Annotated in this window: 9 protein-coding genes and 1 pseudogene; 4 read left to right on the top strand and 6 right to left on the bottom strand. The window is 38.8% G+C overall.

Annotated features, from left to right (window positions below; translation table 11 throughout):
• The 6 genes and pseudogenes from VB711_RS13065 to VB711_RS13040 form a co-directional block, all read right to left on the bottom strand.
• Positions 1-330, bottom strand: a pseudogene (locus VB711_RS13065) (hypothetical protein); the annotation flags it as partial.
• A gap of 13 nt (positions 331-343) precedes the next feature.
• Positions 344-1123, bottom strand: coding sequence for a hypothetical protein (locus VB711_RS13060; RefSeq protein WP_323286496.1), 780 nt, complete (start codon positions 1121-1123; stop codon positions 344-346).
• A complete protein-coding gene (locus tag VB711_RS13055; RefSeq protein WP_323286495.1) occupies positions 1089-1859 on the bottom strand; it encodes a TIGR04255 family protein in 771 nt (256 codons plus the stop codon). The genes VB711_RS13060 and VB711_RS13055 overlap by 35 nt, the downstream gene beginning before the upstream one ends.
• 347 nt (positions 1860-2206) lie before the next feature.
• Positions 2207-6415: a DEAD/DEAH box helicase gene (locus tag VB711_RS13050; protein ID WP_323286494.1), complete on the bottom strand. Its 4209-nt coding sequence runs from the start codon at positions 6413-6415 to the stop codon at positions 2207-2209.
• A gap of 434 nt (positions 6416-6849) precedes the next feature.
• The gene (gene carB, locus VB711_RS13045; RefSeq protein ID WP_323286493.1) at positions 6850-10134 is read right to left on the bottom strand and encodes a carbamoyl-phosphate synthase large subunit; all 3285 of its coding nucleotides are present in this window, start codon (positions 10132-10134) and stop codon (positions 6850-6852) included.
• Between the two features lie 550 nt (positions 10135-10684).
• Positions 10685-11239, bottom strand: coding sequence for a Dps family protein (locus VB711_RS13040; protein WP_323286492.1), 555 nt, complete (start codon positions 11237-11239; stop codon positions 10685-10687).
• Positions 11240-11611: 372 nt separating this feature from the next.
• Between VB711_RS13040 and VB711_RS13035 the strand changes: the two genes are divergently transcribed.
• From VB711_RS13035 to VB711_RS13020, 4 genes are all read left to right on the top strand, one after another.
• On the top strand, positions 11612-11866 hold the full coding sequence (locus VB711_RS13035; protein ID WP_323286491.1) for an Asr1405/Asl0597 family protein: 255 nt from the start codon (positions 11612-11614) through the stop codon (positions 11864-11866).
• A 138-nt stretch (positions 11867-12004) separates the two neighbouring features.
• Positions 12005-12568, top strand: coding sequence for a (2Fe-2S) ferredoxin domain-containing protein (locus VB711_RS13030; protein ID WP_323286503.1), 564 nt, complete (start codon positions 12005-12007; stop codon positions 12566-12568).
• Positions 12569-12753: 185 nt separating this feature from the next.
• A complete protein-coding gene (locus VB711_RS13025; RefSeq protein ID WP_323286490.1) occupies positions 12754-14349 on the top strand; it encodes an NHLP bacteriocin system secretion protein in 1596 nt (531 codons plus the stop codon).
• Between the two features lie 287 nt (positions 14350-14636).
• A complete protein-coding gene (locus VB711_RS13020; protein WP_323286489.1) occupies positions 14637-16808 on the top strand; it encodes an NHLP family bacteriocin export ABC transporter peptidase/permease/ATPase subunit in 2172 nt (723 codons plus the stop codon).
• The last annotated feature ends 1 nt before the right edge of the window (position 16809 follow it).

Here is a 16809-nt window from a genome sequence, read left to right as displayed (position 1 = left end):
TAAATATTTCGCTTGTAAACAATCACCTTCTACTACTGCTTCCACCTCTATTCCAACCTCTTTTAATTCCTCATCAGTCATCCAAATAAAATGAATATCTTGTTGTTTTGGATTCCTTCTAGCACTTATAGCTGCTACCATCGCATAGAAATCGTCGTTTGATTTTACTAGATAGAGACTATTGATACCATTGCTAAAAATATCTTTGGCAGCCCTCTCAGCACGCTCTTCTTGACTAGCACAATCTTCTGGATTCCAATGTCTGGCTTTATCTATTTTTCTAATATATACAGGACTTTTTAAGCCAAAACTATCAAGAGTTGGAAGCATTTCTTAAAGTTATCTACTCCTGCATATCTTCTAGAGCTTCTTTAGCATATTCCTTTACATATTCATCATGTTCAGAATCTGACAAAAACTGTTTTAATTGATTCTTGATAAATTCAACATCTATCTCATCTTCCATAATTGAAAAAGCATCTATAATTGCTGTTTTGACTGAGCGTCTGTTGCTATCTGGAATTAATTCAACAATTGCATCAAATCTTTTTTGAGCAGGAATATTCGACGCACAAGCTATGCTTGTAATTAGAATTTCCCATTTCTTTTCTAAAATTAGTAAATCTTTATTATCCGATTCAATTTTCGGTAGACGATTAAGAGTAGAAATAATTACGTTTCCACATTCTGCTAAAAGCATAACCGTAGCATCAAAGGCTTCGCGAATTTTTCTCGAAGTTCCCCAATCTAATACTTTTAATACTGTATCAATAGAGGTGATGTGTTTAGCAATACTTGTACTCAGTGATTTTCTTTTGTTTGGATGTTCTTGGAAATAGTTTTTGATTTGTCGTATTAAACCAATAAATTCAGCACCTGAAGACCTACTCAGTGTTCTAGTAACATTATTTTGAATTGTATTATTGTAACTTGCTGTTGAAAATAAAAGTCCCGCAATAGCTGTAGGAGTTGCTTTTCTAACAGTCTGAAACTTAACTGGGTTGATTTTTTTTCTTCTATTTACAGGAAATCTGGAACATCGTAATTCGTTTATATTCTCAATCTCAGAAAAACAAACATTAGTAGACTTAGTAATCATAACGCCCCCATAATTTTTGAGCATCTTCTTTTGTTAGTTCCAAAAAAGCCTTAACCACGTAATCATGGGCAAATGTAAACCATTCTACTATTGAAATAGTAGCATTATAGCTTGTTGCAATTAGTAGGAAAGCTAAAAAATATTCTGGATTTACTTCTTCTTCGTTATCATCACTGGGTACAGGTAGTTGCTCCACTTTAACAGACAATGATCCCAATTGATTAGGCAATGAAAAACTAAGCTGAAAATCAAATGAGTCTGGAGTCTTGATAAGACCATTCCATTCTGTTTTTATAAAGTTAAATATTTTTCCATGATCTTTAGGGTTTTGCCATCCAAGATTTTTGTTAATTGCATTTACATAAGTAAATTCGTATTTTTGGATTTCTATAGGCTCATCTCCGACGTTTAACCACCATTCTTGTAAATGATTCCATTGACTAACAAAATTCTGAAATATTTCGCCAAAATGAAGATTTTTATCTTCTTGACTATACCTCCAATTAAATATAAATAAATTATCCTGGAGTTGAATTATTTTTTTACTATCATTTGACATAAACCATACTCTTGGTAAAAGAGGTGTATTATTTTCATAGTTTTCTAATTCAATGGGTATGTTATCTTGTTGCAATGGAAACTCTGACCGAATTGACTCCCAATAAAGTCCTAAATGAACAGAAGAAAAGCCAGAAGCAACAAATTCTACAGAAAAAATAATTTCATCTAGCGGAGGCTGTCTAAATCTTACTGAAGCCATTAGTCTGTATTGTATAGTGATTATAGTAATTATTTGACAATATATAATAATATTAGCATTTTTTTTATAAAAATACTTCAGCTAGTTCCAAAAACTTTAAATATTTGGTTCTTCTGTTCTTCTTATGGAAGTCCAGGCTAAAAATCCTTGAAAGCCGCTATTATACCTAAATGGTCAATGTCTTTAACGTCTACTTGTAGTTCTGATTTCACCTGCTTAATGTGGGTTGAAAAGCTCACGCAGAGGCGCAGAGGCGCAGAGAAAAATTTGAAAATCACGACTTTTTCAAGAAGTCTACTCCTGACTATATTTCTTGTGAGAAATCCGGGTTTACTGATTGTTCAATATCAACCTTCATGAATCAATTGCAGCAAAGCCTCCGTGGATATCTTACCACTCATATCTGTACCTTCCAGCAAACTATCCGCTAAATCTCGCTTTTGGTGATGTAATTCCACAATCTTATCCTCAATAGTGTCTTTTGCCACCAACCGATAAATAGTCACTGGGCGCTGTTGTCCAATGCGGTGGGCGCGGTCAGATGCTTGATCTTCCACAGCGGGATTCCACCAAGGGTCTGTATGAATCACGTAATCAGCAGCGGTGAGATTCAGTCCTGTACCCCCGGCTTTGAGACTAATGAGAAAAACATCTCCATCCCCAGCTTGAAAGGCATCCACGCTTCTTTTCCGTTCTGCCATTGGCGTACTACCATCTAAATATTGATATTTAATCCCTTGTTTATCGAGATAATCTCTGATAATATGTAAATGATCAACAAACTGACTAAATACCAACGCCTTATGGCGATTTTCTAAAAGTTCACCTAGCACCTCACCAAAAAGTTGTAACTTAGAACTAGATAACTCAGTGTCAGGCATCACCAAACTAGGATTACAACAAGCACGACGCAGTTTCATAATTTCTGCTAAAACTTGCAAATGTTTCTTTCCTGCATCTGCATCTGTTTCGTTTAATTTAGATATGGCTTGACGACGTAACGCTTCATAGAATGCTTTTTCCTCTTTACTTAACTCCACATGAAGCAAAATTTCAGTCCGAGAAGGCAACTCTTCTAACACCTGATTTTTTGTCCGTCGTAATAGAAATGGTTGAATGAGTTTTTTCAGTTTATTGCGTGCTTGTTTATCTTGATATCTCTCAATGGGATTTGCAAAGCGTTGATTAAAGCTTTCAAAAGAACCCAATAACCCAGGATTAATAAACCGGAACAAATTCCACAATTCACCAAGATGATTTTCAATGGGAGTCCCTGTCGTCAGCAATTTAAAATTAGCTTTTAGGTTCATAGCTGCTTGGGAACGTTTAGTAGACATATTTTTGATAGCCTGGGCTTCGTCCAAGACAATCGTTTGCCAATCTACTTGAGAAAGCATCTGAGATACTTCTTCTTGTTGCAATAAACCATAGCTACATACTAACATATCCAATGGTTGCAACCCATCTAATAATTTTTGACGATTAGCACCAGAAAATTGAATAATATTCAGAGTTGGGGCGAACTTCTGCGCTTCACTTACCCAATTCATACAAACGGAAGTGGGGGCAATAATTAAAGTTGGTCCATTATGGGCATTTCTGAGGATAACTGCTAAGGCTTGTACGGTTTTACCCAGTCCCATTTGGTCGGCTAAACAAGCACCCACACCCCAATGTGCTAAACGTGCTAACCAACAGAAACCATCCATTTGATAATCCCGTAATTCTGCTTGAAAGGTAGACGGGAGTTCTGGTTTAAGGTCTTGCACCTCTTTGAGTTTCTGAATATGTGCTTTCCAATGTTTATCTGCTTTTAGCTTACCTACTTCATCTACAAAATCCTCTAAGCCTAATGTGGCTAAGGGGTGGAAACGCATACCTTTCCCGTGTTTTTCCGAAAACATCCGTAATTCGTCGAGACGTTTGCGAAATGCTTGGGTTAAAGCTAGAAATTGACCGTCACCAAGGGGAATAAAACGGCTGGGGGTTTTTTCCAAAAGTGCTAGGAGTTCCTGCATATCTAGCACCAGGTCGTTATTTAATTTCAATTCCCCGGTGGCTGCAAACCAATCTTGTTGACGTTGAATTGATAAATTAAAGTCTTTTAAATCTGCATTGTGACTAATCCGTAGTTTTTCACCTTCTGGCCAAGCCATGACTACACTGTTTCCTAATGCTTGTAGTTCTAGCAGCAGTTCTAAACAGTCTTCTGGGTCTTCTATTGTCCATTCACCATCTTGTTCTTCAGTTTGCGTTAAGGTGGGACAGGCTTCTATCGCAGCTTTGGCAAGTTGTTTTTCTTCTGCTAAATTGCGTTTAGTTTGCAGACGTTTACCTTCAATTTCGGCAATGACTGTTTCACCACCTGCACCCGGACGGAAGTAGGGTCCACCTTGGGTAAAGGGTCGGGATAATAAGGTGATTTTTAAGCCGGAATTGGCGGGTAAGAGGTGGATATGGGGTAAGGTTTGGGCGGGGACTTCTTCGGCATTTTCTAGTCCCCCACCGATGTCAGAATGGACGGTAACGATACCAGAGACGGCATTAATGGCTGCTAAAACTTGCTTTTCGGCAACGGCTGGAACATTTAATTTGTTATCTTTACCAATAATCTCGGCAATGCGTCTGTGTTCAGCTTTAATTTCAATGACTTTGATGCGGGTTGGGGTTTCTTTGATATGCAGAATGTTCTGTGATTCTGGTAATTTGGGCGAAAATTCTAAGGTGAGACGACCTTGCTTTTCTTTTTTTACCAGTAGTTCCGGTTCTCCTTTGACGATTTCTACCCGGATATTAGGCGTATCTTCCCAAAAAACTAACGGGTGTCCAATTAAAGCTAAGATGGCTTTTTCGTTAAACATATAGTCAACTTTGCCATAATAGCCCTCACTGTATGTCTGAATACAACTACAAACCCGCATATCTTGGGGTGTGACGTAATCAAATTCAGATAGTCCACTGCTAAGACGTTTAAGGGCTATGGGGCGGCCTTTACTCCATTCTCCTTTGGCATTAACTTTTTGTTCCTTTGGTTGCAAGACACATCTGTTAGGATAGAAGGTAATGAACCATGCTAACCGCAGTTCTGATTCTGGTTTAACTGGGGTTTGTGGTTGTTTCTGGAGATTTGCTAGGGCATTGAGGCACATTTCCCAAGCTGCTTGGGGTTGGATGAGGTCTACTATGGTTTGGATGCCGCTATCTTCTCGGAGTGCTGCTGCCTGTTGTTTATAGTTACTACTGGGTTTGAGTCGGGATAGGAGTTCGGCGGTTTCCATGGTTAGCCAGTGATGACCGGATGTGAGCGATCGCCGATATAATGGTTCTAGTATGTCAGGTAGGCGTTTTTTGGCAATCTCAGCATCCATCCAGTAAAGGCACAGAGAACAAAACAATGTTTGTAAGCTATTTTTTTCTTCTACGGAAGAAATATAGGCACTTACTACGAGTTCTTTTTGGGTAATATCACCTTGCTGGACTTGCAGTACCATTTTCAGTCTGGCATAAGTATACGTGAGCCAATGATCTGATTCACGGCACATTAATGTGGTATAATCTTCCGCTTCTTTGAGGCGTTGTCCTGAACCATCTTTTAATAGTGCTAGGATGAAAAACAAGCCGCTAATTGTATTAAAATATATTTGACGTTTGCCTGTGGCTTTTTTTATAGCTTTAAGGGCATCTGTATAATATTTAATTGCTTGTTCATTTTCACCCCGCACAAAACTCAACCAACCCCAATAAATAGCAGCGTTATTTTGATTTTCTGCTGATACCCGTTCTAAACTCTCTTGTGCGTCTTCGGTATCACCCCGCAATAGGAATTGTTCTGCCAAAATCAAATGCAAAGAATCTGAAGAATATTCTCCTTCTTCATTACATTCTTCATCCAGCATCATCAACGCATCTTCGGAATCAGATAATTGTAATGCTGAATTTAAGAGAATGCTAGATATACTAATATTGTATAATTCTTTTGGTAGGGTGTTAAACCAATCTTCGTTAAATGGGTTATTGCATATCTGCTCGAAGATATTTTCTATGACTATTTTTTCGTCACAATAACTGTGCTTCTGATAATATTCAATTTGCTTATTAATAAAACTTGGGTCTTTGCGGTAAAGACCAATACGGATTTCTCTTATACATTCGCTTAGGCTACGAAAAATCCGAATATCATTTACATAAGTACGTATTGGTAGTTTTTCCTCTACGGCTTTAACTAATATCTCGAAATTTCCAGTTTCTACTGCATGACGAGTAGCAATTTCTGTGATTAAGGGATGACATTCAGGACCTGATTTGTTTTCCTTGACTAGTAAAAGTGCTATTACCAATTTCTCAATTTGGTAATTGAGGGTTGTAGTAGTCCAAGGTCTATTCTTTTCGTCTAAGGCAGCAGTTTGCGAAAGACAACTGAGGAATGAACTTTTGTCTATCGGTGCATAAATTACCGAAAACAACTGGATAATTTTTTGGATAGCAGGGGATAAATCGAAGTATTTTTTAGTGAGTTGTGTTTGTAGTTGGGTGGAATTAGGGTTAAAATCGGACATGGTAAGTAGGTGAGCATCAATATTTATCGTTAGGGCAAGGCAACACGCAGGGACGCATAGTTGGTATATTATCTTTTAGGTTATCAGATACATTGCTAGATTTTGTCAAAGTTGGAATATTGATCAATAAGACTTAGGTGAAAAACTTCTCAAACTCTTATTTCTCCATGGACTCTGAGGTATGCGCTACTCTCATGTATTTTCCGTAACTCCTGCGTAAGTCCTATAATTTTGAGATCGAACTTTATCCCACAGCGATAAAACCCCACCCCTAGCCCCTCCCCGCAAGCGAGGAGGGGAATGTAGAGTTTAAATTTGTGGTTTAAACCTTGTCTACTTTGAGAATCATAGTTTTTTACCAAAGTTATGAGATTGCTTCCTTACGTTGCAATGACAGGATCATTAAAAACTTCAGATTCCAATATGGACATGATTTAACAGTATTCTTGGATGGGTTTTACATCTAGATTGGTGTTTTGCAGGGAACGGATAGCGGCAACGGTGGCTTTAGCGCCGGCTATGGTGGTGATGATGGGAATTTTGTAACCTAATGCTGTGCGACGGATTAACCTAGCATCAGTTTGGGCTTCTTCCCCGGAAGGTGTGTTGATAATCAGTTGGATTTTTTGGTTTTTAATGGCATCAATGACGTGGGGACGACCTTCATGGAGTTTTAACACTGATTCGATTTTTAACCCTTGTTCCTCCAGGACTAGCCTTGTACCTTGGGTAGCCATGACGTTGAAACCCAAGTCGATAAATTCTTTAACTACATTGAAAGCTGCTGCCTTATCGCGATCGCTCATGGACACAAATACTGTACCCTTGAGTGGTAAACGCTCTCCTGCACCTAATTCGGCTTTAGCGAAGGCGCGACCAAAATCACTGTCTATCCCCATTACTTCGCCTGTTGAGCGCATTTCGGGACCCAAAATTGTATCTGTCCCTGGGAACTTATTAAAGGGCAATACGGCTTCTTTGACGGCAATATGAGTAGGGATGACTTCTTGGGTAAAGTTCAATTCCTCTAAGGTTTTACCGGACATGATTAAGGAGGCTAATTTGGCCAGTTGTACGCCGGTGGCTTTAGAAACAAAGGGAACAGTCCGGGACGCGCGGGGATTGGCTTCTAAAATGTAGACTTGGGGTGAATAACTACTTGCACCAACGACTGCAAATTGAATATTCATTAAGCCAATGACATTCAAAGCTTGGGCTAGTTGAACTGTCCAAGTGCGAATTTGACTTAATACGGCTGGGGGTAAGGAAATGGAGGGTAAAGAACAAGCCGAGTCTCCTGAGTGGATACCCGCCTGTTCGATGTGTTCCATAATGCCACCAATTACAACTCTACCCGTATGGTCAGCGATCGCATCCACGTCAACTTCAATGGCATTTTCTAAGAACTTATCAATTAAAATGGGGTGTTCGGGTTCTATCAACACGGCAAAGGTCATGTACCGTTCTAAATCTGCGTCAGAGTAGACGATTTCCATCGCCCTTCCCCCTAAAACGTAGCTAGGACGCACCACAACAGGATAACCAATGCGTTTCGCCACAATTAAGGCATCTTCGTAACTGCGGGCAATACCATTGGGTGGTTGAGCAATATTTAACTGCTGGAGGATCTTTTCAAATCTCTCCCGGTCTTCTGCCATGTCGATAGAATCTGGTGATGTTCCCCAAATTTTGGTAATGGGTAATGGGTAATGGGTAATGGGTAATTGTTCTTTTTCAGTAGCAACCTGGTTGAGATATTCCTGCAAGGGAATTGCTAATTTTAATGGTGTCTGTCCACCAAATTGGACAATGATTCCTACTGGGTTTTCCGCTTCGATGATGTTGAGAACGTCTTCTTTGGTTAACGGTTCAAAATAAAGGCGATCGCTAGTATCATAATCGGTAGAAACGGTTTCTGGGTTGGAGTTAACCATGATTGTTTCATAACCTGCCCCCTGTAAGGCATAAGCCGCATGACAACAACAATAATCAAACTCAATTCCCTGACCAATGCGGTTGGGTCCTCCACCCAAAATCATTACCTTGGGTTTAGTGGAAGGTAAAACTTCCGTTTCTAATTCGTAGGTAGAGTAGTAGTAAGGAGTCAAGGCTTCAAACTCCGCCGCGCAGGTATCCACGGTTTTGTAAACGGGAATCACACCTAACTCTTTACGATATGCTCTTACTTCATCTTCCTTGGTTTTAGTAGCATAAGCGATTTGGCGATCGCTATATCCATCCCGCTTCACCTTATACATTTGCTCTTTTGTCAACTGCTTTAAGGGTGTACGTTTCAGGAATTTCTCTACTTCTAGCAGTTGTTGTAATTTATCTAAAAACCAAGGATCAATGGCAGTTAGTTCGTAAATTTCCTCATTAGTCATTCCCAACTGCATGGCATGACGTACCGCAAAAATCCGTTCTGGGTTTGGTGTCCGCAACAGGGAACGAATTTGTTCTCCACTGGGTAATTTTTCTGGCTTATCGCAACCCCAACCAGCGCGACCGGTTTCTAGAGAACGTAAAGCCTTTTGAAAAGACTCGTTAAATGTTCTACCAATGGCCATGGCTTCCCCCACTGACTTCATTTGAGTTGTCAGCACTGAATCTGAACCAGGGAACTTTTCAAAGGCAAAACGGGGAATTTTTGTCACCACGTAATCAATCGTGGGTTCAAAGGAAGCCGGGGTTTTTTTGGTGATGTCGTTTTGCAGTTCGTTTAACGTATAACCCACAGCTAACTTAGCCGCGATTTTGGCAATGGGGAATCCTGTGGCTTTAGAAGATAAAGCAGAACTGCGAGACACACGGGGATTCATTTCAATTACTACCACATCCCCATCAACGGGATTAACGGCAAACTGGATATTAGAACCACCAGTTTCTACGCCAATTTCCCGAATGATTTTAATTGCCATATCCCGTAACCGTTGATATTCTTTATCGGTCAGGGTTTGGGCAGGGGCTACGGTGATAGAATCGCCAGTATGGATACCCATGGGGTCTAGGTTTTCGATAGAACAGATAATTACCACGTTATCTGCCAAATCGCGCATCACTTCCAACTCATATTCTTTCCAACCCAAGAGAGACTGGTCGATGAGAATTTGGGAAACGGGACTAGCATCAATCCCCACCTGTGCCATTTCTTCAAATTCTTCTTTATTGTAGGCAATACCACCCCCAGTCCCCCCCATTGTAAAGGCAGGACGGATAATTAGGGGATAGGTACCAATGGAAAGAGCGATCGCTTTAGCTTCTGCTAAGGTTGAAGCTGTACCACTGGGGCAAACTGCTACCCCAATCTTCTCCATAGCCTCGTTAAACAGTTTCCTGTCTTCGGCTTTTTCAATTGCGGGTAACTTAGCACCAATTAATTCAACATTGTATTTGTCTAAAACACCATTTTTAGCCAATGTCACCGCCAAATTTAGGGCTGTTTGTCCCCCCATGGTCGGCAATAAAGCGTCTGGACGTTCTTTAGCGATCACTTTTTCGACAATTTCCGGTATTAAAGGCTCAATATAAGTCCGATTAGCCGTTTCCGGGTCAGTCATAATTGTGGCAGGGTTGGAGTTAATCAACACCACCTCATAGCCTTCTTCTCGCAATGCTTTACAGGCTTGAGTCCCAGAGTAGTCAAATTCGCAAGCCTGGCCAATCACAATTGGACCTGAACCTAACAATAATATCTTCTTGATGTCATCACGACGGGGCATAGTCTTTGCCTTGGAATAAGAGAATACAAATCCTGACTATTTTAAGGGTCTTTACCCCCTGTCATCCTATTTATTATCAACTTTTCCAGGTTTTAATGTCCAACGGGTGAAAAGACTGTTGGAGGAAAAGGAGGCAGTACCGTAGGTAATGATGAGAATTGTTTCTATTAATACTAAAAATAATTTAGCCCGCAGTTTTTTTAATGTTCATGGATTCATCCTCAAAGGTTTTGATAAATATTTTTATTTATTGAAATAACTTACTTGAGAATTTTTAGCAAAAACCTGGTATTTGACATAGAGATAGCTTATGATAATCATCAATTTATGAAAAATAATATATAGGAAAATACCAGTTAAAATATATTATTTGGCAATTAATCAAATAGAAAAATATTATTCTAATTTAATTAGTTTACTAGCTAAAATTAAATTAAAAATGGCAGAGACTTTAATATTTTCATCCCTGCCCAAAAAATTTATTTTTAAGAGTTGCTGATTCTTACTTTTTCTGCTGTCCTAAGTTAAATCAGTCAAGATTGCAATAACTTTAGTTTTGAGCAGGTTGAACAAAACCCAATGTTAAACTATCCTTAGCAAGGAAGTGAGATAAATGATAAGCTCTTTCTTCAGTTTTTAACAGAATTTTTTCGTAAAGATAGCGTGTACCTCTGTCGCCCAAACTCTCTGCTTGAGCGGCTTGACGGCGAATCACACCAACCATAGCTTGTTCTGCAACTAGGTCATTTTCTATCATCTTCCGGGAAGAATATACGCCATCACTTTCTGGTTCAAAACAGCATAATTCCGCTAATTTACTAAAACTAGCAACGGGTACACCGCCCAGTCCATTCAAACGTTCGCCAATTTCATGAATATGATCTTGAATTTCTTGGTAGCTTTCGTTGAAAAATTCATGCAGGGAGTAAAACTCTGCACCTTCAACTACAAAGTGGTGTTTTTGGTACTGTAAATACAGTGCTTGAAAACTAGCCAAAACCACATTAAATCCCTCAACCACTGGTGCGGTTACACTGTGATCCAGTAATACAGGGTTGTCGTAGACTTGACCAAAATTTTGTACCAAAGTTTGAGTATCAGCCATTGTTCTCCTCGCTTTTGCACAGTTATCATTTTTAACTGCTTAATCTCTATATATTAACATTTTAAAAAAGATGTCAAGCTTATTCCATATCAAATAATTTTTAAATTTTAACCCCCCCTAAGTCCCTACTTTTTTCTAGTTGTGGTGTATATCATTACTATCCTTGACTCGGAATCGTCAATGTGCATACAAATCAACTTAAAAAAATGTTGAAAAAGTGCTTGCCAAGAGGTATTTTCTTTGCTATCTTATTGATAATAATTTGCACTTAATTAATCACCCAAAAAAGGGTGTAACTCTCACCAATTCTAGGGTTAGGGAGCTAATGTCTATTGTTTACTGCTAATTTATTGCATATTGAGGGTAGTTCTCTTGAAATTTTTTAGTTCAGATACAGTTCTAAAGCACATTGTTGAGGTAAATTGGGCAGATCGTTGGCAAGTGTATCAACGTCTGAGAGAGTTAGACATTCCCTGTTACTGTGAAAGTAACCAGCCATTAGAGGTAGAAATTACTAATCCCATCTTGGCTGTTCAGTTTTGGAGTGTGTTGCGACAATTTACCGCTTCTCGTCAAGACTTGATTAGGAATCTTGAACAATGTTGGCAAAATTCCTACCAGAATTAGTCGTTCGGTGGATCAGATGTCAAATATCTGTGAATTATTAGCAAATTATCGAGTCTGACGCACCCTACCAATTTATTTCTTTGTTTTTCTCCCAGAAGCTTGCTTCTTCACTTTCAATTACCAAGGAATGTATGTATGATGGAATTAGCAGAATTTTGTCTTGAGGGGCGGTTTTTAGATTTTGTCATCAAAGACGGCTATAAGCTGAAGGGTTTATTGCTGGGGACTGCTGACGGTGAATGTTATGTCAAACTAGCCAAACATTTGCAGTTTACCTTTGATTTAAATTTACCGCGCGGTACTTGGTTGCAGGTAGTGGGAACGAAAAAGTACGACTCGAAAAAAGATAAAGTGACATTAAAAGCGGAACGGGTAATGGCTGCGCGTTCCCAGAAACAGGATATTCAGGTAAAACCAGCGAAAACCCAAACTATTTTAGTCTGTCAAAAGTCGGATTGTATGAAGCGCGGTGGTAAGGCGTTGTGTCAAGCTTTAGAGGGGGCATTGAGCGATCGCTCTTTACAAGATACAGTAACTATTAAAGGTACTGGTTGCATGAAAAATTGTAAAGCGGGTCCAAATCTAGTTATGCCCGACAAAACCCGCTATAGTCGCATACAAGCTCATCAGATACCGACCTTAATAGATAAGCATATTTCTAGTAATGTCACAGTAAATACTCCCAGTTTGGCTGAAGTTTAATAAACGAACCACAGAGGCACAGAGTTCACAGAGAAATGAGGTTTTGAGAGGTATTTTGCGTAAGTCCTGAAGCGATCTGTTAGTAAAAATGTATTGACATTGTACACACAAGTGGAGGAACATCTCTACAGTCCTTAACCAAACCGTATTGTTTTATTCCCTGTTCCCTGTTCCCTTCTGTAATTATGTTTAATCCCCAGAGGATTTTTCGCAAAGAAGCCCTAGAGAAACTTTCCACTCCTGAACAATTAGATCAGATGATGCAGATAGTTAGTCCGATGGATTGGCTTCCATTGAGTGCTTTGGGTGGATTAACTTTATTAGCTTTGGGGTGGAGTATTTGGGGACGGATTCCTATTTATATTGAAGGTAAAGGATTATTGAATGTACCTCGACAGGTGTTAGAAATTCAATCTCCTGTAACAGGTCAATTACAAACTATTCAAGTAGAAAAAGGACAATGTGTAAAGAAGGGACAAATTGTAGCGACAATTGATCCTGCTGATTTAAAACAACGCTTAAAACAAGAACAAGAACGCTATACTCAGTTAGTTGCCCAAACAAATGATAGTCAATTTGTGCGTCGTAGTTTGACTGAATTGCAAATAGAGGAAATTAGCAAATCTCGGATACAGTTACAACAGCAACTAAAAAATCTTCAGCTTTTAACACCGCAACTACAAACTAATCAAACAGGTACAATCGCTCTCCAACAAAAAATATTACAACAACAGTTAAAAGATTTGCAAGCTTATACCCCAATTTTACAACAAACAGACTTGAGAGCGATCGCCCTTCAACATCAAAGTCTTTCTCAACGTCTCCAGCAAGTCCGCAAAATAGCTCCAATCTTTCAACAACGTCTGATATCCCGTCAAAAACTCAGTGCTACGGGAGCATTAGCGAAAGATGAAGTTTTACGAGCAGAACAAGAATATTTGAACGCTTTAGGCAATATTTCAGACCTAGAACTGCAACTAAATCAACTACAAAACCGCAGAACGGAAGTTAAGCAACGCTATCTTAATAATCTGAGTAATATTAATCAGGTGCGTAACCAATTACAACAATTAAAAATTCAAGAAACTACAGCCCAACAAGACTATCTTAATCACTTAAAAACTATTAATGAAATCGCAAAAAATCTAGAAAATCTGAATATACAACAAACTCGGATAAAACAAGAAAATCTAGATACTAATCAAAATCAAATTAATCAACTCCAACAAATTAAACAACAAATAGCTCAACTAAAACAACAAATTACTATTAATAGTCAAGTTCTCAGTTTACAACATGGATGTATTTTAGATTTGCAAGTTACCACTGGTCAAATCGTTAATCCTGGTACTTCCCTTGCTTTAATGCAGTTAACTCCACAAAAACAAGAAATTATGAGTGTGAGTTATTTTGCAGTTAAAGATGGTAAACGCATTACCCCAGGAATGTCTGCTCAGACTACTCCAGATACAGTAGAAAGACAACGTTTTGGGGGTATTATCGGCAAAGTAATCAACGTTTCAGCTTTTCCTATTACTCAGCAAGCAGCAGCAGTAACTTTAGGTAATAAAGAATTGGCTAGTAATTTAATAACTTCTAAAGACACAGCAATGATTGAAGTATTAATAAAATTAGAATCTGATCAAAATAATTTAAGTGGTTATCGTTGGTCATCTTTTCATGAGAATAATCTAAAAGTTAGCGCAGGGACTACTACTACAGTGCGGGTATTAATTGAAGAACTTGCACCAATTACTTTTTTATTGCCGATGCTGCGATAGTTATTAAATCAGTAAACAATAGACATCTCCGGTAAAGATTGTAGAGACGTTCCATGGAACGTCTCTACAGGGGTTTTAAATGACTTTCACTCCAGGTCTAATAGTTTTGTATCTTTGACAAAGGTATAACAACGTAAAGTAGAACTAAAAGTTTTAAATGCAAAGTCTTTAGGGTGCGTCAGACAAAATAAATTAGACTAAAATGACTAATGATAAAATACTGACGCACCTGATTTATATTTATAACGGTTGAAATAAGTGATACTTGTGCAAACCTTCTGCTATATATGAATAACAAATTACCTAAACGAGTTCGTACACCAACTATCCTACAAATGGAAAGTGTAGAATGTGGTGCTGCGTCTTTGGGAATTATTTTAGCTTATTATCATCGGATTGTTCCCTTAGTTGAACTACGACAAATGTGTGATGTTTCCCGTGATGGTAGCAAAGCCTCTAATATTCTTAAAGCTGCACGTCATTACGGAATGGAAGCAAAGGGTTTTAAAAAGCAAATTAGTCAACTGGAGGAAATGTCACCACCCTACATAGTATTTTGGAACTTTAATCATTTTGTAGTGGTGGAAGGCTTTGGCAAAGAACGAGTATATTTGAATGATCCGGCTACAGGACCCCGTACTGTCACATTCAACGAGTTTGATCAAAGCTATACGGGGGTTGTGTTAGTGCTAGAACCAGGGGAATCATTCACCCCTCAGGGACATAAACCGAGCTTGATTGATGCGTTGAGCGATCGCTTAAAAAATTCCCAATCACCCCTATTCTACAGCTTCCTAGCCAGCTTACTGTTAGTAATTCCAGGTTTAGCTATTCCCGTATTTAGTCAAATTTTGATAGATGAGATTCTATTGCAACAACGCCAAAGTTGGCTTCATCCCTTATTGCTAGTTGGATTCCTCACAATTATCATTCAAGCAATATTAACTCTGTTGCAACGTAGAATGCTTAGACAATTGAAGATTAAATTATCTATATCTATGTCCAGTCAATTTGTCTGGCATATTTTGCGCTTACCAGCCCAGTTTTATGCTCAACGTTTTGCAGGTGAAATTAGTAATCGGGTACATTTAAATGATCGTGTTGCCGATATCCTCTCTACCCAACTTACAACCAACACCATTGATATCTTCATGGTTATATTTTACGCCCTGGTCATGTTCACCTACGACGGAATTTTAACCTTGATATCCATTATTTTTGCTATTATTAATATTATTATTTTGCAGTTAGTTAGCCGTCCTCGACAAGATGCTTACCTGCGTTTATCTCAAGATCAAGGTAAAATTGCTGGAATCAGTATTGCTGCTCTACAAAGTATTGAAACCCTTAAAGCTTCTGCCCTAGAATCAGATTTTTTTGCTCGTTGGGCTGGTTATTTTAGCAAAACGGTTAATACTCAACAGTCTTTAGAGATGACTAATTTAAGTATTACTGTCTTCCCAAATTTGCTATTTAACCTGAATACTGCCATCATTTTAATAGTAGGTGGTTTACAGGTAATGGAAGGACAAATTAGTATCGGAATGTTAATAGGCTTTCAATTACTAATGCAGAACTTCCAAGAACCCATCACTAACCTTGTCCAATTTGCTAGTCAGTTACAACAATTAGAAGGAGACTTAAATCGGTTAGATGATGTTCTGAATAATCCTATTGATACCCAGGTGAAAAATTCTGATTCTCTGGTAGTTTATCCTCACTATAATTTTCGCTTGCGTGGTCATTTAGAACTAAACAATATCACCTTTGGTTATTCCCCAACAGTTGAACCATTAATCACCAATTTTAGTTGTATTGTCCAACCAGGAAAGCGTTTAGCCTTAGTGGGATGCAGTGGTTCTGGTAAATCAACAATTGCTAAACTAATTACTGGTCTTTATCAACCCTGGGAAGGGAAAATTCTGTTTGATGGACAACCACGCACAGTTATTCCTCGCGCTGTCATGACCAATTCTATGGCCATGGTTGAGCAAGAAATTTTCTTGTTTGGGGGTACTGTACGAGATAATCTTAGTCTTTGGGATGAAACTATTCCCACATCTCAATTAATTCATGCCTGTAAAGATGCGGCAATTTGGGATACAGTTCTTTCAATTCCCGGTGGTTTGGACGGAAATTTGTTAGAAGGTGGTGCAAATTTGAGTGGTGGTCAACGACAACGCTTAGAAATTGCCCGTTCTTTGGCAATTGACCCAGCAATTTTAGTCATGGATGAAGCAACGAGCGCTCTTGATGCCGAAACTGAACAGACTATTAATAATAACTTACGTCGTCGTGGATGTACTTGTGTGATTATTGCCCACCGCCTTAGCACGATCAGAGACTGTGACGAAATCATTGTCTTGGCATCTGGTAAGATAGTGGAACGGGGAACTCATCAGGAACTTTGGCAACAAGAAGGAGTATATCGTCGGTCAATTCAAGCGGAAGTAGACTGAA

The sequence above is a fragment of the Cronbergia sp. UHCC 0137 genome, assembly GCF_034932285.1.
Taxonomy (GTDB): domain Bacteria; phylum Cyanobacteriota; class Cyanobacteriia; order Cyanobacteriales; family Nostocaceae; genus Cronbergia.
Note: the sequence above shows the minus strand (reverse complement) of the source record. Positions and strands in the feature narration are given on the sequence as shown.